The organism is Streptomyces sp. NPDC104309, from assembly GCF_055584025.1.
In genome coordinates this window covers 276,998-296,332 of record NZ_JBVJMV010000006.1, presented here as the reverse complement: position 1 = coordinate 296,332, position 19,335 = coordinate 276,998, and the positions used below count along the sequence as shown (strand labels likewise).

At 71.7% G+C, this 19,335-nt stretch carries 15 protein-coding genes and 1 pseudogene; 4 read left to right on the top strand and 12 right to left on the bottom strand.

The window, feature by feature from the left end:
• Positions 1 to 275: 275 nt before the first annotated feature.
• The 6 genes from ACZ68L_RS11835 to ACZ68L_RS11810 all read right to left on the bottom strand — a co-directional run bounded on the left by ACZ68L_RS11835 (position 276) and on the right by ACZ68L_RS11810 (position 8,126).
• Positions 276 to 1,310 carry a phage baseplate protein gene (locus ACZ68L_RS11835; RefSeq protein ID WP_469576285.1) on the bottom strand — a complete coding sequence of 345 codons (1,035 nt, stop codon included), beginning with the start codon at positions 1,308 to 1,310 and terminating at the stop codon, positions 276 to 278.
• Positions 1,311 to 1,476: 166 nt separating this feature from the next.
• Positions 1,477 to 3,606 (bottom strand): 3-hydroxyacyl-CoA dehydrogenase NAD-binding domain-containing protein, encoded by a 2,130-nt coding sequence (locus ACZ68L_RS11830; protein WP_469576283.1) that lies wholly within the window; start codon positions 3,604 to 3,606, stop codon positions 1,477 to 1,479.
• Entirely contained in the window at positions 3,603 to 4,832 is a 1,230-nt protein-coding gene (locus tag ACZ68L_RS11825) for a thiolase family protein (RefSeq protein WP_469576281.1), read from the bottom strand. The genes ACZ68L_RS11830 and ACZ68L_RS11825 overlap by 4 nt, the downstream gene beginning before the upstream one ends.
• Before the next feature lie 350 nt (positions 4,833 to 5,182).
• Positions 5,183 to 6,457, bottom strand: coding sequence for a ribonuclease D (locus ACZ68L_RS11820; protein WP_469576280.1), 1,275 nt, complete (start codon positions 6,455 to 6,457; stop codon positions 5,183 to 5,185).
• A gap of 117 nt (positions 6,458 to 6,574) precedes the next feature.
• Entirely contained in the window at positions 6,575 to 7,237 is a 663-nt protein-coding gene (locus tag ACZ68L_RS11815) for a helix-turn-helix transcriptional regulator (RefSeq protein WP_024488613.1), read from the bottom strand.
• Between the two features lie 229 nt (positions 7,238 to 7,466).
• Entirely contained in the window at positions 7,467 to 8,126 is a 660-nt protein-coding gene (locus tag ACZ68L_RS11810; protein WP_469576279.1) for a DUF3000 domain-containing protein, read from the bottom strand.
• A 91-nt stretch (positions 8,127 to 8,217) separates the two neighbouring features.
• On the opposite strand from ACZ68L_RS11810, the gene hemE reads away from it, so the two are divergent.
• On the top strand, positions 8,218 to 9,291 hold the full coding sequence (gene hemE, locus ACZ68L_RS11805; RefSeq protein WP_469576278.1) for a uroporphyrinogen decarboxylase: 1,074 nt from the start codon (positions 8,218 to 8,220) through the stop codon (positions 9,289 to 9,291).
• A gap of 27 nt (positions 9,292 to 9,318) precedes the next feature.
• On the opposite strand, the gene ACZ68L_RS11800 is transcribed toward hemE, so the two are convergent.
• Together ACZ68L_RS11800 and ACZ68L_RS11795 are read right to left on the bottom strand one after the other, a co-directional pair.
• Positions 9,319 to 10,704 (bottom strand): FAD-dependent oxidoreductase, encoded by a 1,386-nt coding sequence (locus tag ACZ68L_RS11800; RefSeq protein WP_469576276.1) that lies wholly within the window; start codon positions 10,702 to 10,704, stop codon positions 9,319 to 9,321.
• Positions 10,705 to 10,784: 80 nt separating this feature from the next.
• A complete protein-coding gene (locus ACZ68L_RS11795) occupies positions 10,785 to 11,756 on the bottom strand; it encodes a DUF4349 domain-containing protein (protein WP_469576275.1) in 972 nt (323 codons plus the stop codon).
• A 127-nt stretch (positions 11,757 to 11,883) separates the two neighbouring features.
• On the opposite strand from ACZ68L_RS11795, the gene hemG reads away from it, so the two are divergent.
• Both hemG and hemQ read left to right on the top strand, forming a co-directional pair.
• Positions 11,884 to 13,371 carry a protoporphyrinogen oxidase gene (hemG, locus tag ACZ68L_RS11790; protein ID WP_469576273.1) on the top strand — a complete coding sequence of 496 codons (1,488 nt, stop codon included), beginning with the start codon at positions 11,884 to 11,886 and terminating at the stop codon, positions 13,369 to 13,371.
• Between the two features lie 4 nt (positions 13,372 to 13,375).
• Positions 13,376 to 14,089, top strand: coding sequence for a hydrogen peroxide-dependent heme synthase (gene hemQ, locus ACZ68L_RS11785; RefSeq protein WP_469576272.1), 714 nt, complete (start codon positions 13,376 to 13,378; stop codon positions 14,087 to 14,089).
• 249 nt (positions 14,090 to 14,338) lie between these two features.
• Here hemQ and ACZ68L_RS11780 read toward each other — a convergent pair whose 3' ends face one another.
• The 4 genes from ACZ68L_RS11780 to ACZ68L_RS11765 form a co-directional block, all read right to left on the bottom strand.
• Entirely contained in the window at positions 14,339 to 15,133 is a 795-nt protein-coding gene (locus tag ACZ68L_RS11780) for a TIGR04222 domain-containing membrane protein (protein WP_469576271.1), read from the bottom strand.
• 98 nt (positions 15,134 to 15,231) lie between these two features.
• Complete coding sequence (locus ACZ68L_RS11775) at positions 15,232 to 16,305, bottom strand: TIGR04222 domain-containing membrane protein (protein ID WP_469576269.1); 1,074 nt, start codon at positions 16,303 to 16,305, stop codon at positions 15,232 to 15,234.
• Positions 16,306 to 16,312: 7 nt separating this feature from the next.
• Complete coding sequence (locus ACZ68L_RS11770) at positions 16,313 to 17,800, bottom strand: MbnB/TglH/ChrH family RiPP precursor modification enzyme (RefSeq protein WP_469576267.1); 1,488 nt, start codon at positions 17,798 to 17,800, stop codon at positions 16,313 to 16,315.
• A gap of 168 nt (positions 17,801 to 17,968) precedes the next feature.
• The gene (locus tag ACZ68L_RS11765; RefSeq protein ID WP_469576265.1) at positions 17,969 to 18,739 is read right to left on the bottom strand and encodes a peptidyl-tRNA hydrolase; all 771 of its coding nucleotides are present in this window, start codon (positions 18,737 to 18,739) and stop codon (positions 17,969 to 17,971) included.
• Between the two features lie 72 nt (positions 18,740 to 18,811).
• Between ACZ68L_RS11765 and ACZ68L_RS11760 the strand changes: the two are divergent.
• Positions 18,812 to 19,296 (top strand): annotated as a pseudogene (locus tag ACZ68L_RS11760) (AIM24 family protein).
• Positions 19,297 to 19,335 lie beyond the last annotated feature (39 nt).

Sequence of the window (19,335 nt, the reverse complement as noted above, 5' to 3'; positions counted from 1 at the left end):
GCCAGCGCGGACAGGGACTGCCGCACGTCACAGTGGGGGCCGAGCCGCGGTCGAACATGGGTGCGGACGGTGCGTAAGGAACTTGTGAAGCATCCGACCGAACCTTAGACACCCGTGATGCTTTTGGTGAACTTTCATAGGCTAAAAAGTCGAACATTCGACGTCTGGATACCGAACAGTTATGAACGAACGCAGTGTTTTGTGATCTTCGTTACATTCGCTCGCGTGTTCGGTGACCGTGTTCGTCGATCAGGGTTCGCGGTCAGGGTTCGCGGTCAGGGCTGACACGCGTAGACCGTCAGCTTCCGGCGCCCCGGAGTCTTGACCGAGAAGCCCACGCAGAGCCGGGGCTCCGGACCCGGCCGTACGGCGATCCCCTCCGGTTCACGGAAGTCCAGCCCCGGTGCGACGGTCACCTTGCGGCGCCCCGCCGCCCGCCCGCTGCGTACGTCGATCGCCGAAACATAGGTGTTGCCCCCGGAAGAGGGCGGATTGTCGCCCGCCGAGTCCGTATAGGGCTTCCCGGTCAGCTGGTAGATGTGATCCCCGTACAGGGCGCAGCCCTGGAACGTTTCGCCGTTCCGCAGCGCGATGTCCGCCACACGGTGCAGTGGCGCGTACCGTCCCGCGAGGAAGTCCTCCACGCGGTAGACCGCGCAATGATGGGTCCGGCCGATCCAGTGGCTGACCAGGACGCGGCGGCCTGTCGCATCCAGGGTCGGATGGACCTTGCGGCTGCCGGGCAGCGGGCGATGGTGCCGTATCCGGGGCGACGCGCTGTCGAGCACCGCACCGTCGTGGAACGGAACCCGGGCGACGGCACGCCCGTACCCCGTCCGGGTGTCCACGTCGGACTCCACCCACAGCAACATGTTCCCGCCCGAGGACTCCACCCCGAACGAGATCCCGTGACCGAACCCCCGCAAGTGCATGTGTCCGGTCTCCTCCCCCGAGGGGGAGAGCGCCGTCACGCACATGTCACCCGCCAGCCGCCGGGCCCGGCCGCCGAGGGGCCGCTTCTCGTCGGGAAGCCGGACGGAGGCCGGTACGACCTGCAGCGCGTACATCTCGCCGGCCGCACTGCCGTACGAGATCGACTGCGGGCCCGAGACATGGTGCAGCGGGCTCGGCGGCAGCAGCTTCGACGCCGTGCCGATGTCGAACAGTCCGACGGATCCGGCGGGCGGCACGTCGTCGCCCGCACCGTCACCCAGGGATCCGCCCAGCAGGACGCCGGCCGCCGCCACCGCGGTCCCACCGCCCGCCAGGAGTAGCGCTCTGCGACTGATGTGGCTGCTGGTGCCCGCCATGCCTGACCGTGACCGCCGTCTCTGCTCGGGGAGGGAACGTCGTCCACCTCTGGGGTGAGGTCGGACATTCTGTCATCGCCTCGTCGAGCCCGGACGACCCGGGCAACACGGACGGAGGGTACGGCCCGTCCTCTGGGCCGTACCCTCCGTCGTCGAGCTCGCGGTGTTACGCCGGAACGCTCGCCACGCCCTGCGCCAGGAACTTCCTTCCGTTCACCCGCTCCGAGACGCCCTCACGGTCCAGGTACGGCGTGATGCCGCCCAGATGGAAGGGCCAGCCCGCGCCGGTGATCAGACAGAGGTCGATGTCCTGGGCCTCGGCGACGACGCCCTCGTCCAGCATCAGACCGATCTCCTGCGCGACCGCGTCCAGGACACGGTCGCGGACCTGCTCCTCGGACAGGACGACATCGCCCTGCTTGAGAAGCGCGGCCACCTCCGGGTCCAGCTCCGGCCTACCGGAGTCGTAGACGTAGAAGCCGCGCTTGCCGGCCTTGACGACCGCCGCCAGGTTCTCGGAGACGGTGAACCGGTCCGGGAAGGCGCGGTTCAGGGTCTCGGAGACATGCAGACCGATGGCCGGGCCGACCAGCTCCAGCAGCACCAGTGGGGACATCGGCAGACCGAGCGGCTCGATGGCCTTCTCGGCGACCTCGACCGAGGTGCCCTCGTCGATGATGTTCTGGATCTCGCCCATGAAGCGGGTGAGGATGCGGTTGACGACGAACGCCGGGGCGTCCTTCACCAGCACCGCGGTCTTCTTCAGCTTCCGCGCCACACCGAACGCCGTGGCCAGCGAGGCGTCGTCGGTCTGCTCGCCGCGGACGATCTCCAGCAGCGGCAGGATCGCGACCGGGTTGAAGAAGTGGAAGCCGACGACCCGCTCCGGGTGCCGCAGCTTGGACGCCATCTCGGTGACCGAGAGGGACGAGGTGTTGGTGGCGAGGATGGCGTGCGCCGGCGCGACCGCCTCGACCTCCGCGAACACCTGCTGCTTGACGCCGATCTCCTCGAAGACGGCCTCGATGATGAAGTCGGCGTCGGAGAAGCCCTCCGCCTTGTCCAGCACACCGGAGACCAGGGCCTTGAGACGGTTGGCCTTGTCCTGGTTGATGCGGCCCTTGCCGAGCAGCTTCTCGATCTCGGCGTGGACATAGCCCACACCCTTGTCGACGCGTTCCTGGTCGATGTCGGTCAGCACGACCGGCACCTCCAGACGGCGCAGGAACAGCAGCGCCAGCTGCGAGGCCATCAGGCCGGCACCGACGACGCCGACCTTGGTGACCGGGCGGGCCAGGGACTTGTCCGGAGCGCCGGCCGGGTGCTTGGCGCGCTTCTGGACCAGGTTGAAGGAGTAGATCCCCGAGCGCAGCTCGCCACCCATGATCAGGTCCGCGAGGGCCTGGTCCTCGGCGTCGAAGCCGGCGCCCAGGTCGCCGTTCTTCGCCGCGGCGATGATCTCCAGCGCGCGGTACGCGGCCGGGGCCGCGCCGTGCACCTTGGAGTCGGCGATGGCCTTGCCGCGGGCGACGGCCCGGTCCCACGCGTCACCGCGGTCGACCTCGGGGCGCTCCACGGTGACCGTGCCGTTCAGCACGTTCGCGGTCCAGATCAGCGACCGCTCCAGGAAGTCCGCACCCTCGAAGAGGGCGTCGGCGATCCCGAGCTCGAAGACCTGCTTGCCTTTGAGCTGGCGGTTCTGGTTCAGCGAGTTCTCGATGATCACCGAGACCGCGCGGTCGGCGCCGATCAGGTTCGGCAGCAGTGCGCAGCCGCCCCAGCCGGGGACCAGACCGAGGAAGACCTCGGGCAGCGAGAACGCGGGCAGTGCCTTGGAGACGGTGCGGTAGGTGCAGTGCAGACCGACCTCGACGCCGCCGCCCATCGCCGCGCCGTTGTAGTACGCGAACGTCGGGACCGCGAGGCCGGAGAGGCGACGGAAGACGTCGTGGCCGCCCTTGCCGATGGCCAGCGCATCGTCGTGGCTCGTCAGCAGCTCGACGCCCTTGAGGTCGGCGCCGACCGCGAAGATGAACGGCTTGCCGGTGATGCCGGCACCGACGATCGCCCCCTCGGCCGCCTCCTTCTCGACCTGGTCGACGGCGGCGTTCAGGTTCGCCAGCGACTGCGGTCCGAAGGTGGTCGGCTTGGTGTGGTCCAGGCCGTTGTCCAGCGTGATGAGGGCGAAGCGGCCCGCACCGGCCGGCAGGTCGAGGTGGCGTACGTGCGCCTGCGTGACGACCTCGCCGGGGAACAGCTCGGCCGCCCCCTTCAGAAGCTCAGTGGTGGAACTCACTTGTTGCCTCCGTCTGCCGTGTCGAAGTTCGGGTTCTCCCAGATGACCGTGGCGCCCATGCCGAAGCCGACGCACATGGTGGTCAGGCCGTAGCGGACCTCCGGCTGCTCCTCGAACTGGCGGGCCAGCTGCGTCATCAGACGCACACCCGAGGAGGCCAGCGGGTGACCGTAGGCGATGGCTCCGCCGTACTGGTTGACGCGCGCGTCGTCGTCGGCGATGCCGTAGTGGTCGAGGAAGGCGAGGACCTGGACGGCGAACGCCTCGTTGATCTCGAACAGACCGATGTCGTCGATGGTCAGCCCGGCCTTGGCGAGGGCCTTCTCGGTCGACGGGATCGGGCCGTAACCCATGACCTCCGGCTCGACACCCGCGAAGGCGTAGGAGACGAGGCGCATCTTGACCGGGAGGCCCAGCTCGCGGGCGACGTCCTCGGCGGCGAGCAGCGAGGCGGTGGCGCCGTCGTTGAGCCCCGCGGCGTTACCGGCGGTGACCCGGCCGTGGGCGCGGAACGGGGTCTTCAGACCCGCGAGGGACTCCAGAGTCGTGCCCGGCCGCATCGGCTCGTCGGCGGTGACCAGGCCCCAGCCGGTCTCACCGGCCTCGGCGTTCGTGCGGCGCACGGAGATCGGCACCAGGTCCTGCTGGATCTTGCCGTTGGCATACGCCTTGGCGGCCTTCTCCTGCGAGCGGACCGCGTACTCGTCGGCGCGGAGCTTGGTGATCCGCGGGTAGCGGTCGTGCAGGTTCTCCGCGGTCATGCCCATGAACAGGGCGGACTCGTCGACCAGCTTCTCCGACACGAAGCGCGGGTTCGGGTCCACGCCCTCGCCCATGGGGTGGCGGCCCATGTGCTCGACACCACCGGCGACGACGACGTCGTACGCGCCGAAGGCGATGGAGCCGGCCGTCGAGGTGACGGCGGTCAGGGCGCCCGCACACATGCGGTCGATGGAGTAACCGGGGACGGACTGCGGCAGACCGGCCAGGATTCCGGCGGTGCGGCCCAGCGTCAGACCCTGGTCACCGATCTGCGTGGTCGCGGCGATGGCGACCTCGTCGATCCGTGCGGGGTCCAGGTCCGGGTTGCGGCGCAGCAGCTCCCGGATGGCCTTCACGACGAGATCGTCGGCGCGGGTCTCGTGGTAGATGCCCTTCGGGCCCGCTTTGCCGAACGGGGTGCGGACGCCGTCGACGAAGACGACGTCCCGGATGGTACGAGGCACGGTGGCTCTCCTCCAGGGTGCGGGATGGCACTGCTGCGGGGCACGCCCGGGGGCGTGCCGCTTCCCTCATGCTACTTGCGGGTAACCACACTGCCCACCCCTTGCGACGGGAGCGGCGAAGGTCACATGCGGACGGGGTGGGTGCGTCGGCCGTTTCGCCCCAAAAGCCGGACGGGCCGGAGGCGCCCGGCCAGTGCCGAGGGCACGGGGACGGGCCGCGGGACCGGTCGCCGGTGGTACCAACAGCGATCGCCGGACGGGGCGGAGGAACAGCCCGTCCGGCGATCAAGGACGCGATGCGGCCGGAGGTCGCGCAACCTGGCGTGAATACGACCCTCGTCGGCGAGTCTTCAGGCCGCCGACATCAGTGCGCGGACCAGGAGTGGGGTCACGTGTTCGATCTGCCAGCGCCGCGCCCCGTATCCGGTGAGCGCTGTCTCGACGGCGTCGGGGGTCGGATTCTTGGGCGGCTCCCAGCAGACCCGGCGCACCGTGTCCGGGGTGATGAGGTTCTCCTGCGGCATGTGCAGCCGCTCGGCGAGCTCCGACACCGCGGTGCGGGCGGCCGAGAGCCGGGCCGCGGCCGCCGGGTCCTTGTCGGCCCAGGCGCGGGGCGGCGGCGGACCGGCGATGGTCTGGCCGGGCTGTGGGAGTTCCGAGTCCGGCAGCGCCTTGGCCCGGTCGACGGCGGCCTGCCACTGCTCCAGCTGCCGGCGTCCCATGCGGTGGCCGAACCCGGGCAGGGCGGTCAGCGCATGGATGTTCGGCGGGAGCGCGAGTGCGGCCTCGACGATCGCGGCATCGCCCAGGACCTTGCCGGGGGAGACGTCCCGGCGCCGGGCGATCTCGTCGCGGGCGGTCCACAGCTCCCGTACCACCGCCATCTGGCGGCGGCGGCGGACCTTGTGCATGCCGGAGGTGCGGCGCCACGGGTCCTTGCGCGGGGGAGCGGGCGGTGCCGAGGCGATCGCGTCGAACTCCTCCCGCGCCCACTCCAGCTTGCCCTGCCGGTCGAGCTCGTCCTCCAGGGCGTTGCGCAGGTCGATCAGCAGCTCGACGTCGAGTGCCGCGTAGCGCAGCCACGGGTCGGGCAGCGGGCGGGTGGACCAGTCGACGGCGGAGTGGCCCTTCTCCAGGGAGTAGCCGAGCACGCTCTCGACCATGGCCCCGAGGCCGACCCGCGGGAAGCCGGCGAGGCGCCCGGCCAGCTCCGTGTCGAAGAGTCCGGTGGGGGTCATCCCTATTTCGCGCAGACAGGGCAGGTCCTGGGTGGCGGCGTGCAGGATCCACTCGCTGCCGCGCAGGGCCTCTCCGAGCCCCGACAGGTCGGGACAGCCGACCGGGTCGATCAGCGCGCTGCCCGCGCCGTCGCGGCGCAGCTGGACGAGGTAGGCGCGCTGGCCGTAGCGGTAGCCGGAGGCGCGTTCGGCATCGACGGCCACCGGGCCGGAGCCCGTGGCGAAGGCGGCGATCACCCGGGCGAGGGCGTCGTCGGAGGCCACCACCGGGGGAATGCCCTCGCGCGGTTCGAGCAAGGGGATCGGCGCCGGGGCGACGTCGTCCGGGGGAGCGCCCCCGGTGGTTCGCAGTGAAGTGTCTGCTGCGGTCTCTTGGGCGTCGGTCACGTGTCAAGGGTATCGGTGTAAGCACGGCGCCCGTCGACGGAACGTTCCGTCGACGGGCGCCGATGCATGTAAACCAGCCGGTCCGCAAGGCCGCGCGGACCTGCCTGGGGGCGGGGGTCAGTGGATGATGCCCGTTCGCAGGGCGACGGCGACCATTCCGGCACGGTCTCCGGTGCCGAGCTTGCGGGCGATTCGGGCGAGGTGGCTCTTGACGGTCAGGGCGGACAGGCCCATGGAGACGCCGATGGCCTTGTTGGACTGGCCCTCGGCGACCAGCCGGAGGACTTCGACCTCGCGGCCGGACAGTTCGCGATAGCCGCCCGGGTGGCTCGGGGTGCCGGGGGGCCGGCGGTGCATACGGGCGGCATTGGCGCCGATGGGGGCGACGCCGGGACGGGTGGGGTGGCCGATGTTGGTTCGGGTGCCGGTGACGACGTAGCCCTTCACGCCGCCCGCGAGGGCGTTGCGTACGGCACCGATGTCATCGGCGGCGGAAAGGGCGAGGCCGTTCGGCCAGCCGGCGGCTCGGGTCTCGGACAACAGGGTCAGCCCGGAACCGTCGGGCAGGTGGACGTCGGCTACGCAGATGTCGCGTGGATTGCCGACGCGGGGACGGGCCTCCGCGATGGACGACGCCTCGATGACGTCACGTACTCCGAGTGCCCACAGATGGCGGGTGACGGTGGAACGGACGCGCGGGTCGGCCACGACGACCATGGCCGTCGGCTTGTTCGGGCGGTAGGCGACCAGGCTTGCGGGCTGCTCTAGGAGAACGGACACCAGGCCTCCTGGGGAGTGGCGGGACGGGCCGGCTCGGGGATGAAGCCGGGGCGAACCGTGCTTGAAGGGTCATTGACCTCTTCGGCAGCAGACCCGTCCTCCTTTAGGGGAAGATCACGATTTGCTGAGTAACAATTAGGGCAAATCGGACGCGCGATCGATTGTACGAAAAAACGCCGGTAGCGCCGCGTTTTATGTCACGCAGTGTTACCGGCTTGAGGGAGAGGTTTCAGGAAACCTGGGGGCCGCGCCGCTGGGGGAGCGTCACCACCGCCGCGTCGGCGGGGCCCGACGGAGGCAGCCCGGCGATCTGGCAGAGCAGATCGCCCCATGCCATCAGATGCGCCGCCGTGTCCGGCACCCCGCCGCGGCCCTCGCGCGGTGTCCACGACGCCCGGATCTCGATCTGCGTCGCCGGGCGTCTCGCGGCCAGCGCGCCGAAGTAGTGCGACCCCGCCCGCGTCACCGTGCCGCCGGCCTCCCCGTACGACAGGCCGCGCGCCTCCAGCGCGCCGGTCAGCCACGACCAGCACACCTCCGGCAACAGCGGATCGGAAGCCATCTCCGGCTCCAGCTCGGCCCGCACGAGAGTCACCAGGCGGAAGGTCCCCTGCCAGGCCTCGTGCCCGGCCGGGTCATGGAGCAGCACGAGACGGCCGTCCGCGAGATCGTTCTCGCCCTCGACGACCGCGGCCTCCAGGGCGTACGCGTACGGAGCGAGCCGCTTGGGCGGCCGTGTCGACTCCACCTCCAGCTCGGGACGGAGCCGCGCCGAGTGCAGCGCGTCCACCGCTGACCGGAACGCGGGCGGGACGGAACCACCCTCCGCGCTGTCCTTGCTGTCAGCGCCATCGGATTGATCGGAGAACTGTCCCTGAGCCGGAGCCATGCGGGGAAGAGTAGGCGGAACCGGAGCCTCGCGCAGGGAGAGACACCCTGGCGGGCCCGGCGGCTTACGGCTTCGTGCGAAGATTCTGGGTGTGAGTGCCAACGATCGCCCCATGGGCCAGCAGACGAAGACATCCACCACCCATGAGTCGGCGTTCCTGAAGGCGTGCCGCCGCGAGCCGGTGCCGCACACACCGGTCTGGTTCATGCGCCAGGCCGGACGTTCGCTGCCGGAGTACCTCAAGGTCCGCGAGGGCATCCCGATGCTCGACTCCTGCATGATGCCGGAGCTCGTCGCGGAGATCACGATGCAGCCCGTGCGCCGCCACAAGGTCGACGCCGCGGTCTACTTCAGCGACATCGTCGTACCGCTCAAGGCCATCGGTATCGACCTCGACATCAAGCCCGGTGTCGGTCCGGTCATCGCCGACCCGATCCGCACCCGCGCCGATCTGGCCCGACTGCGCGACCTCACCCCCGAGGACGTCGGCTACGTCACCGAGGCCATCGGCCTGCTCACCGCGGAACTGGGCTCCACCCCCCTGATCGGCTTCGCGGGCGCGCCCTTCACCCTCGCGAGCTACCTCGTGGAGGGCGGCCCGTCCCGCAACCACGAGCACACCAAGGCCCTGATGTACGGCGACCCGCTGCTCTGGGCCGATCTGCTCGACCGGCTCGCCGAGATCACCGGCACCTTCCTCAAGGTGCAGATCGAGGCAGGCGCCTCGGCCGTCCAGCTCTTCGACTCCTGGGTGGGCGCGCTGTCCCCCGCCGACTACCGGCGCTCGGTGCTGCCCGCCTCGGCGAAGGTCTTCGAGGCCGTCGCCCCGTACGAGGTCCCGCGCATCCACTTCGGTGTCGGCACCGGCGAACTCCTCGGCCTCATGGGCGAGGCGGGCGCGGATGTCGTCGGCGTCGACTGGCGGGTTCCGCTGGACGAGGCCGCGCGCCGGGTCGGCCCCGGCAAGGCGCTCCAGGGCAACCTCGACCCCGCCGTGCTGTTCGCGCCGACGGCGACGGTGGAGGAGAAGGCCCAGGAGGTGCTGGACGCGGCCGCCGGCCTGGAGGGGCACGTCTTCAACCTGGGCCACGGCGTGATGCCGTCGATGGACCCCGACGCCCTGACGCGGCTCGTGGCGTACGTGCACGAGCGGACCGCGCGCTGAGCGACGGGGGGAACCGGGCACCGCGACTCAGGCGGTGCCCGCCCGCCGCACCGCTGTCACCGCCTTGCGGGCCGCCACCAGGATCGGGTCCCAGACCGGCGAGAACGGCGGGGCATAGCCCAGATCCAGGGCGGTCATCCGGTCCACCGTCATCCCGGCCGTGAGCGCCACGGCCGCGATGTCCACGCGCTTGGCCGCCCCTTCCCGGCCCACGATCTGCACACCGAGCAGCCGTCCCGTGCGGTACTCGGCGAGCATCTTCACCGTCATGGGCCGCGCCCCCGGGTAGTAGCCCGCCCGGCCCGTCGACTCGATCGTCGCCGTGACGAACCGCAGCCCGACCGCGCGGGCGTCCTTCTCGCGCAGCCCGGTGCGGGCGATCTCCAGATCGCACACCTTGCTCACCGCGGTGCCCACCACGCCCGGGAACGTCCCGTACCCGCCGCCCACATTGGCCCCGATGATCTGGCCGTGCTTGTTGGCATGGGTGCCCAGCGCGATATGACGGGTGCGGCCCGCCACCAGGTCGAGCACCTCGACGCAGTCGCCGCCCGCCCAGATGTTGTCGTGCCCGACCACCCGCATCGACAGATCGGTGAGCAGACCACCGTGCGGGCCCAGCGGGAGGCCGACGGCGCGCGCCAGTGTCGTCTCCGGCTCCACACCGATGCCGAGCACCACCACGTCCGCCGGGCAGGAGGCGTCGCCGGTGGCGACCGCGCTGACCCGGCCGTCCGGTCCGGTGCGGATCGCGGTGACCTCGGCCCCGTTGACCGTGGTGATGCCCAGGCCGTCCATCGCCTCGTGGACTAGCCGCCCCATGTCGGGGTCGAGCGTCGCCATCGGCTGCTCGCCGCGGTTGAGCACGGTCACCTCGAAGCCGCGTTTCAGCATCGCCTCCGCCATCTCGACGCCGATGTAGCCCGCTCCGACGACGACCGCCCGTCTGCGCCCCGGCGCCCGGTCCAGCGACTCCAGCAGCGCCTGCCCGTCGTCCAGCGTCTGCACTCCGTGCACCCCGGGCGCGTCCATGCCGGGCAGCGCCGGACGCACCGGCCGGGCGCCGGTCGCGATCACCAGCTTGTCGAAGGCCGTCCAGTACGTCTCACCGGTCTCCCGGTCCAGGGCCCGCACCCGCTGCCCGGCGACATCGATCTCGGTGACCTCGGTGCGCATCCGCAGGTCGATGTCGCGGGCCCGGTGCTCCTGCGGGGTACGGGCGATGAGGGCGTCCCGCTCCGCGACATCGCCGCCGACCCAGTACGGGATGCCGCAGGCGGAGTACGAGGTGAAGTGGCCGCGCTCGAAGACGACGATGCTCAGCTCGTCGGGGCCCTTGAGCCTGCGGGCCTGGGACGCGGCGGACATGCCCGCCGCGTCACCACCGATGACCACCAGTCGCTCCGCAGTCATACCTGGTCCCTCCGATCCGGCGTCCGGAGGGACCACGCTACGACGCCGGGGGTGCGGACGAGGGCTCCGGAGGGACCACGCTACGACGCCGGGGGTGCGGACGAGGGCTCCGAAGGCTCGGCCGCACGGGGCGCGCGGCGTGCGGCCGACCGGTTCCGCAGCAGCCGCCACAGCAGCAGGAGCACGGCGACCGCGGCCAGGAACGGGGCCGCGGCACCGATCGCCATCGCGAGCCACCGCAGCATCGTCACGAACGCGTGCCAACCGCCGCCGAGCGCGTCCAGGAAGCCGGGGTCGTCGTCACCGCCCTTCGCCGCCGTCTCCGGCTCGGACAGGTCGAGGGTGATCGTGGCCAGCGTGGTGCGGTCCTTCAACGACGCCTGCTGGGCGAGCAGCGACTCCAAGGACGCCTGGCGGCTGCTCAGTTCCCCTTCCAGCGTGACCACATCGGTGAGCTTCTCGGCCCGGTCCATCAGCTTGCGCACCCGTGCCACGCTCGCCCGCTGGGTGGCGATCCGGCTCTCCACGTCGACCACCTGGTCGGTGACGTCCTTCGCGGACGACGTGCGCGAGAGCAGCTTCCCGGCACCCGCGAGATCCCGCAGCGCCGCATCGTACCCACCCTGCGGAACGCGCAGCACGATATGTGACATCTCACGCGTGTCGTCGACCCGCTCGGTCTCCTCGCTCGCCACCAGACCACCCGCACTCTCCGCGACCGCGCGGGCGGCCGCCGCGGCCTTCGGCACGCTCCTCACCTCCACCGAGAGCGAGGCGGTACGGATGACATGGGTGCCGACGGGCAGGGCATCGGGCTTCTTCCGCTCCGCCGGCGAACCGCCCGCCTCCTGAGGGCCCTGCGCCGCCTTCCCGTCCGCGGCGCCCCGCTCGCCCGCGGAGAAGGCCTTCTTGCTGTCGCCGGAACCCGAATCGCTCGCACCGCCGACGGCGCTGCAGCCGCTCAGCGCGAGGAGGCCGGCCAGGAGTCCGGCGGCCAGGACCGTGCGTGAACGACGGACGGGTGAACGGCCGGAATGCCGGTCTGTCTGCATAACTGCTCTCCCGGGACAGGTGGTTGATGGTGCCGGTTCGACGTCCGGGGCCGGGGTGCGGGTTGCCCGATACCGGTTTCGAAGCGGTCACGTTCAGGACTCGGATGAGGTTTGAGAGAGTGGGGGCATGCAGCGTTCACACAACCGCGCGGACACAGGTACGGGTCATGTCGTCGTCATCGGCGGCGGAATCGCCGGTCTCGCCGCCGCTCACCGGCTCCTCGGGGCCGGGCTGCGGGTCACCCTCCTGGAGGCCACCGACCGGCTCGGCGGCAAGCTCATGACCGGTGAGATCGCGGGGACCCGGGTCGACCTGGGTGCCGAGTCGATGCTCGCCCGGCGCCCGGAAGCGGTCGCCCTGGCACGCGCCGTCGGGCTCGGCGACCGCCTCCAGCCACCCGCCACCGCCACCGCGTCGGTCTGGACGCGCGACGCCCTGCGGCCCATGCCCAAGGGCCATGTGATGGGCGTACCGAGCGACCCGGCGGCGCTCGGCGCGGTGCTCTCCCCGGAGGGCCTCGCCCGCATCGCGCAGGAGCGCGACCTCACCCCGACCCCCGTCGGCGACGATGTCGCGGTCGGCGCGTACGTCGCCGACCGGCTGGGCCGCGAGGTCGTCGACCGGCTCGTGGAGCCGCTGCTCGGCGGGGTGTACGCGGGCGACGCCTACCGGATCTCGATGCGCGCCGCCGTACCCCAGCTCTTCGAGGTGGCACGGGAGGGCGGTTCACTGCTCGACGGTGTCCGGCGCGTCCAGGAGCGGGCCGCCGCACGGCAGCAGACCGGGCCGGTGTTCCAGGGCATCGACGGCGGCATCGGTACCCTGCCGTACGCGGTCGCCGACGCCGTGCGCGCGGCGGGCGGGGAGATCCTGACCGCCACCCCCGTCCTCGGCCTGACCCGTACCGCCGACGGCTGGGACGTCCGCACGGACGCCCGGGTGATCACCGCCGACGGCATCGTGCTGGCCGCGCCCGCCTGGTCCGCCTCCACCCTGCTCGCCGCCGAGTCCCCGGTCGCCTCCGCCGAGCTCGCCGGAGTCGAGTACGCGTCGATGGCACTGGTCACCATGGCGTTCCGCCGCTCCGACGTGGCCGCCACCGACGCACTCGACGGGCGCTCCGGTTTCCTCGTGCCCCCGGTGGACGGTCGCACCATCAAGGCCTCCACCTTCTCCACGCACAAGTGGAACTGGGTCGCCGACAGCGCCCCCGACCTGTTCGTCCTGCGCACCTCCGTCGGCCGGTACGGCGAGGAGGACCACCTGCACCGCGAGGACGGCGAACTGGTCGACGTGTCGCTGCGCGATCTCGCGACGGCGACCGGACTGACCGCGAAGCCGGTGGACACCGAGGTCACCCGGTGGATAGGCGGACTGCCCCAGTACCCCGTGGGCCACCTCTCCCGGGTCGCCCGGATCCGCGACGAGGTCGCCAAGCTGCCCGCGCTGCGGGTCTGCGGAGCGGTCTACGACGGCGTCGGCATCCCGGCGTGCATCGCCAGCGCCCACCGCGCCGCCGACGAGATCGTCCGCGACATCTCGGGCGGTTCCGGGGAAGAGATCATCGCCACGCCGACCCTGGTTCAGGGCACTCGGAGCGAGGCGGGACAATAGCCGTATGAGTGCGCCCGAGAAGATCCCCAACGCCGGTAAGAAGGCCAAGGACCTCAACGAGGTCATCCGCTACACGCTGTGGTCCGTCTTCAAGCTCCGCGACGTCCTGCCCGTGGACCGTGCCGGTTACGCCGACGAGGTCCAGGAGCTGTTCGACCAGCTCGCCGCGAAGGACATCACCGTCCGAGGCACCTACGACGTCTCCGGTCTGCGTGCCGACGCCGACGTCATGATCTGGTGGCACGCCGAGACCGCGGACGAGCTGCAGGAGGCGTACAACCTCTTCCGGCGCACCAAGCTGGGCCTGGCGCTGGAGCCGGTCTGGTCGAACATGGCGCTGCACCGTCCCGCCGAGTTCAACAAGTCGCACGTCCCGGCGTTCCTGGCCGACGAGACGCCGCGCAACTACATCAGCGTCTACCCCTTCGTGCGCTCCTACGACTGGTACCTGCTGCCCGACGAGGACCGCCGTCGCATGCTCGCGGACCACGGCAAGATGGCCCGCGGCTACCCCGACGTCCGGGCCAACACCGTCGCCTCCTTCTCGCTCGGCGACTACGAGTGGATCCTCGCCTTCGAGGCCGACGAGCTGTACCGCATCGTCGACCTGATGCGCCACCTGCGGGCCTCCGAGGCGCGGATGCACGTCCGCGAGGAGGTTCCGTTCTACACGGGGCGCAGGAAGTCGGTCGCAGACCTGGTGGCCGGGCTCGCGTAGCGAGCGGGCTTCGACCACCCCGGCCCGGAAGATCAGACGGCGGGCGCCGGCGCGTTCCGCGCTGCCCGTCGTTCCAGCGACACCGGGTTCGGCTCCGGGTTCGCCGCAGGCACCGGCCTGCGGCGACCCCGGAACCCACAGCGGCCGTCGAGCGCCGATGCCCGCTGAGGCACAGCGCGAAGGCGGCTGCTCCTGCGCACGGTCCGGGCGCGAACAAGGGCCGGGCAGAGGCCGGACGGCCGGGGGCGATCAGATGGAGTGACGCCGGTGGCCGAGCGCGGCACGCAGTGCCGGATCGCGCACGGCGCGGACGCCCCGTACGGCCATCGTCGCCAGGACGTCGTGGTCCGCGTCCGACACCGAGGTCTCGTTCGCGGCGAGTAACCGCCGGCCGGCGGGCGAGGCCCAGGAGCTGTACGGATGGACCTCCATCCGGGCGATGGCCAGACAGCCCAGGGTCAGCGCGAGCGGCAGCCCGAACCAGACGAGCATGGACACCACCGGGCCGCCGGGGCGCTCCTCCTGACCGGGTATCAACAGCGCGGCGGCGCCCATCGAGACCACCAGCAATGCCGCTCCCCGCACCGCGCGGACCGCGGCCGCGACATCGGTCCCGACGCCGCCGGGGACGGCCAGCCCCGCGGCGGCGAGCCGGTCGGCCAGGACACGCACGGTGTCGGTGGCGGCGACGGCCTTCCGTATCGGCGGGACGGGGGACTGGCCCAGGGGCCCTATCGCGCGGATCACCGTGCGTTCCATCTCGTCCCGGCCCTCGGGGTCGACGACCGTCGCCCAGCCGGTGTGGGCGAGCAGCAGGCGACGCCGCAGATGCATGGTGACCAGCGCCAGGTCCACCACCCGATGCGGGCCACCGGCCAGGAACGCGGTCTCGTACAGGGTCAGTTCATGACCGTCCGCCCCCGTTCGCACGGCATCCGAGAACGTGTCCGGCAGCAGCCCCGTGCGCACGGAGACGAGACAGAGCCGGACACACGAGATCGCCGCCGCACCCCATGCGACCAGCAGAAGCAGAATCCAGAGCATGGCGGCTTTCTACGCGGGGCGGGCGGCGCAGCGCCATGGCCGGTTCATCATGCGGACGGCGTGGCGCCGCGGGTGAAGGCGCGGGACACCGCGGGCCTTCAGGAACTGCTGCCGCAACTGGAACTGCCGCCGCAGCTGGAACCGCTGCTGCTGGAACAACTGGAGCCGCTCGATCCGCCGCAGCCGGACCCCGAGCCGCAACTGGACCCCGAGCCGCAACTGGACCCCGAGCCGCAGCTCGACCCCGAACCGCACCCGCCGCCACCTCCGCCGCTGGAGCTCCCGCAACTGCCGTGGCCGGGGCCGGTACCGGCGCACCACACCGCCGGTGCGACGAACAGGTTCGAGGAGTCCGACGACGCGTGCGAGCCCGAACCCGGGCCCGCGAGCAGGGGTCGTCCGGCCGGGCGCATCCCGGCCGCCGCGACCAACTGCGGTCGCAGTACGGGGTCGGGGAGGGCGCGCAGTCCGAGCGTGGCCACCAGGTGGGCCGGCTGCGGGTTGTACGCGTGGGTGGCGCGGTACGCCTCGGCCGCCCGCCGCCCCGGCTTGGTGACGCGCCCCCGGGAGACGCCCGCGCAGAGGAAGCCGATCGGGAAGCCGATGATCAGGGCCGGGAGGACCTTGAAGATGAAGGGTACGGAGAAGTCCACCTCGGACGAGTCGTCGGCCATGTACTGCATGGCCGTCACCACGGCGGTGACGGGGATGGCCAGCAGACAGACCAGTCCCTGCACGACGCCCCAGCGGCGCCACACGCGGGTCGTCGTGGGCGAAGCCAGCAGACCGCGGGCCGCGAGGCCGTCGCCGATCTCCTGCACCGCGGGGTGCCGCATCACCGCGTCGCGCAGGGTGTGCAGGGCGCCGCTCGGAGCCGTGGCATGTGTCTGTCGCACCGCGCGCTCGACCGGGTCACGGGCGTCCACCCGCTGGAGGGCGACGATGCCGGGGCCGCCGATGGTGAGTCGTCCGTCCGTGTGCATCGCGGTGAGCGTGGTGTCCACGACCCTGCCCGGCCCCCCGTTCAGGAAGGCGACTTCGAGGAGATCGTGGACGGAGCCGCCGGAGCCGCCGGACCCCCGTCGGGCGCGGGCGAGTCCCACGACCAGGAGGACGGAGGAGACCGCTATGGCGAGGTCCACCAGCAGTGCGAGCGTGTTCGTGTCGGTCATCTCCCGGTCACCTTCCGACCAGGGCCGCGCGGGCCGCTCGTACCAGCCGGGTGGTGCGGCGCGGCGGTCGCGCGCCGGCGCGGTCCTGCCACCAGTGCGTCAGCCGGCGGCGTGCCGCGTCGTCGGCGGGCCGGCCGGCGATCAGCAGTCCCTCGGCGAAGTCCAGTGCGTCGCGCCGGTATCCGGCGGACATGGGACGGGTCCTGGCGTAGGCGAGGAAGGCGTCCCGGTAGCCGGCGCCCAGGATCTCCGGCAGTTCGGGGGCCACCTTGGCGACGACCCCGGCCCGCTTGGCCGCCAGGGCACGGCTCTGGATCCCGAGACGGTGGTGGTCGAAGCCCTGCGGGGCGGGGGTGCCCGCGACGAGGGCGGAGAGCAGAGCGGTCTGGGCGACCGCGACCCGGTCGCGCACCGAGTCGGGATACGCGGTCCCCTCGGCGCCCGGGGCGGGCCGGGAAGCGACCCGTCCAGCGGTGGGGTCCGGGGTGCTGAGGAGGGCCTCCTCCGCGGCGGGCGCGGACGGACCCGGGGCCGGGACGTCCCGCGATACGGACTTCCCGGCCTGCGCGGACGCACCGGCACACGTGGATCCGTCCGTGCGCGTCGGCGCGGCGACCCCAGATCCTGTCGTCCGGATCACGCCGGGCTCGTCCGGACGACGGACCCCCGGAGCGGCCGCCCGGTCCAGCGTGGCGCGGATCGTGGTGAGTTCGTGCGCCAGTTCCGCGGCGGGCGGGAAGTCGTCGTCCCGCTCCAGCAGCACGCCGGGCGGGTCGACCCGGGAGCGGAGTTCGGCGAGGACGTCGAGGACGGGCCGGGTGACCGCGTGGGCGTGGGTGTCGTGCCAGACGCCGTCCTTCTCGACGCCTCCCGCCACATGCACGTACGCGATGGCCTCCACCGGCAGCTCGTCGAGCGCGGTGGCCGGGTCCTCCCCGCGGTTGACGTGGTTGGTGTGCAGATTGGCGACATCGATCAAGAGCCGGACGCCGGTGCGCTCGACCAGCTCCGCCAGGAACTGCCCCTCCGTCAGCTCCTCGTCGGGCCAGGAGATCAGCGCCGCGATGTTCTCCAGCGCCAGCGGTACCGGCAGCGAGTCCTGTGCGATCCGTACGTTCTCGCACAGCACGTCCAGCGCGTCCCAGGTCCGGGGGACGGGGAGCAGATGGCCCGCTTCCAGCCCCGGTGAAGCGGTACGCGGCCCCCCGGCCCGTACGAACGCGATGTGCTCGGTGACCAGCGGAGTGCCCAGCAGCTCGGCGCGGGCCGCGAGATCCGCGAGCCGGCCGGCGTCGGGGCGCTCGGCCCCGCCGAGGCCCAGCGCGACGCCGTGCGGGACGACGGTGACACCGCGCTCCCTGAGCCGTACCAGCGAGTCGGGCAGATGGCCGGTGCAGATGTTCTCCGCGACCGTCTCCACCCAGTCGATCCCCGGCAGTGCCTCGACCGCGTCCGCGATCTCCGGCCGCCAGCCGATACCGATTCCCAGCTTCATGCCGTCCCCCTCCGCCACTCCGTGCAGGGCTGATGGCCCCGGCGAGCAGTGGCCAATCCGAACAGGGGGACGTTCAGAGGTTCATTTGAGGTTCCGGGTCCGGGGAGAGCGGGGCGGCGGCCCGGTGGAGGCGCGCGAGGCGGATGACCGGCCCCGCACTGCCCCCGCTCAGCCCCGCAGCGCGGGATGGTCGGCGACCACCGTGCACGACCCGGGCGCGATCTCGGTGAAACCGGCGTCCCGCACGACCGGGAGCCCGCTCACCGTGAGCTCCCGCCAGCGGCCCGCCTCCGGGGTGGCGACGGACAGCGGGAAGCCCGCCTCGCGCCACGCCTTGCGTTCCGTCTCCGACAGCTCCCACCAGGCGAGCTGCGCACCGTGCCCGGCCTGTGCCATCGCCTTGCCGGCCGACATCTCCAGCCCCGGATTGAGCCAGAGCACCGGGCCCGCGGGGTCGGGCGCGGCCGGTGGTTCGGGGTCGTCCAGATCCGTCCCCGACACCTGGAGCTTCGCCAGCTCCTTCGGCCAGCCGTCGAGGGGCACCGGCGGGAAGACCCGGACCTCGGCGCTCTCGCCCGTCACCGTGAGGCCGGGCAGCGCGGACGCCTTGCGCCACTCCGCGCCGCGCGCCCGACGCACCACCTTGCGGATCCGGGCGTCCTGCCAGTCCCGCATCGCCCGCGCCCACTCGCCCTCGCCGGCCGACCGCTCGTCGCAGAGCATCACGAGCACCGCGCGGGCGGCGGTCCGCAGCGCGTCGTCGCGCGCCGGGGGAGCCGTCTTCTCGATGTGCACGACCAGCGGCAGGACGTACTGCGGGGCCTCGTCGCGGCTCGTCCGCTCGGACCTGAACGGGCTGTCCGCCGCAGTGGTGCGGGACTGAGGCCGAGGCGTGGCCGGGGATTCGGACGGGAGTACGGGGGTGTCGTTGTCGCTCACCCGGTCCAGTCTGCCAGCCGCCGAAGAAACGCTTCTTGTCGGAATGAATCGCTCCGGGTGAGGATGCAGCGCATGAAGAGCGATCTCTTTTCCAGCGAGAACCTGGCGCAGCAGGCAACAGCTCCCGGGATGACCCTGCAGAACGCCAAATCCATCAAGTACGCCGTCAACGGCGAGATGCACGCCCGCCAGGGATCGATGATCGCGTTCCGTGGCGATCTGCAGTTCGAGCGCAAGGGGCAGGGCATCGGCGGGCTGCTCAAGCGCGCCGTCACCGGCGAGGGGCTGGCGCTGATGGCGGTCCGTGGCCAGGGCGAGGCATGGTTCGCGCACGAGGCCGCGAACTGTTTCATCGTGGAGATGGAACAGGGCGACGTCCTCACCACGCGGTGGTCGGATGGAGCGCCAGTCTGACCACGTCGCTGCACCGCTCGCAGAGCTTCGGCTCGATGATGCGCGGTGGGTCGGGAGAGGCCGTCCAACTGCGGCTGGACGGTGAGGGCTTCGTGATCGTACGGCCCAGCGAGCTCAAGCAGGAGAAGGCATCGGCAAACTGAGACCGAGTGGGGTCGGCCGCCGGTACGGCCTGGGCGGTC

Excerpts from the sequence above, each read along its gene's own strand:
- ACZ68L_RS11835 (WP_469576285.1), bottom strand. The coding sequence starts at position 1,310 with ATGGCGGGCACCAGCAGCCACATCAGTCGCAGAGCGCTACTCCTGGCG.
- ACZ68L_RS11810 (WP_469576279.1), bottom strand. The coding sequence starts at position 8,126 with ATGGCTCCGGCTCAGGGACAGTTCTCCGATCAATCCGATGGCGCTGAC.
- ACZ68L_RS11800 (WP_469576276.1), bottom strand. The coding sequence starts at position 10,704 with ATGACTGCGGAGCGACTGGTGGTCATCGGTGGTGACGCGGCGGGCATG.
- ACZ68L_RS11795 (WP_469576275.1), bottom strand. The coding sequence starts at position 11,756 with ATGCAGACAGACCGGCATTCCGGCCGTTCACCCGTCCGTCGTTCACGC.
- hemG (WP_469576273.1), top strand. The coding sequence starts at position 11,884 with ATGCAGCGTTCACACAACCGCGCGGACACAGGTACGGGTCATGTCGTC.
- hemQ (WP_469576272.1), top strand. The coding sequence starts at position 13,376 with ATGAGTGCGCCCGAGAAGATCCCCAACGCCGGTAAGAAGGCCAAGGAC.
- ACZ68L_RS11780 (WP_469576271.1), bottom strand. The coding sequence starts at position 15,133 with ATGCTCTGGATTCTGCTTCTGCTGGTCGCATGGGGTGCGGCGGCGATC.
- ACZ68L_RS11775 (WP_469576269.1), bottom strand. The coding sequence starts at position 16,305 with ATGACCGACACGAACACGCTCGCACTGCTGGTGGACCTCGCCATAGCG.
- ACZ68L_RS11770 (WP_469576267.1), bottom strand. The coding sequence starts at position 17,800 with ATGAAGCTGGGAATCGGTATCGGCTGGCGGCCGGAGATCGCGGACGCG.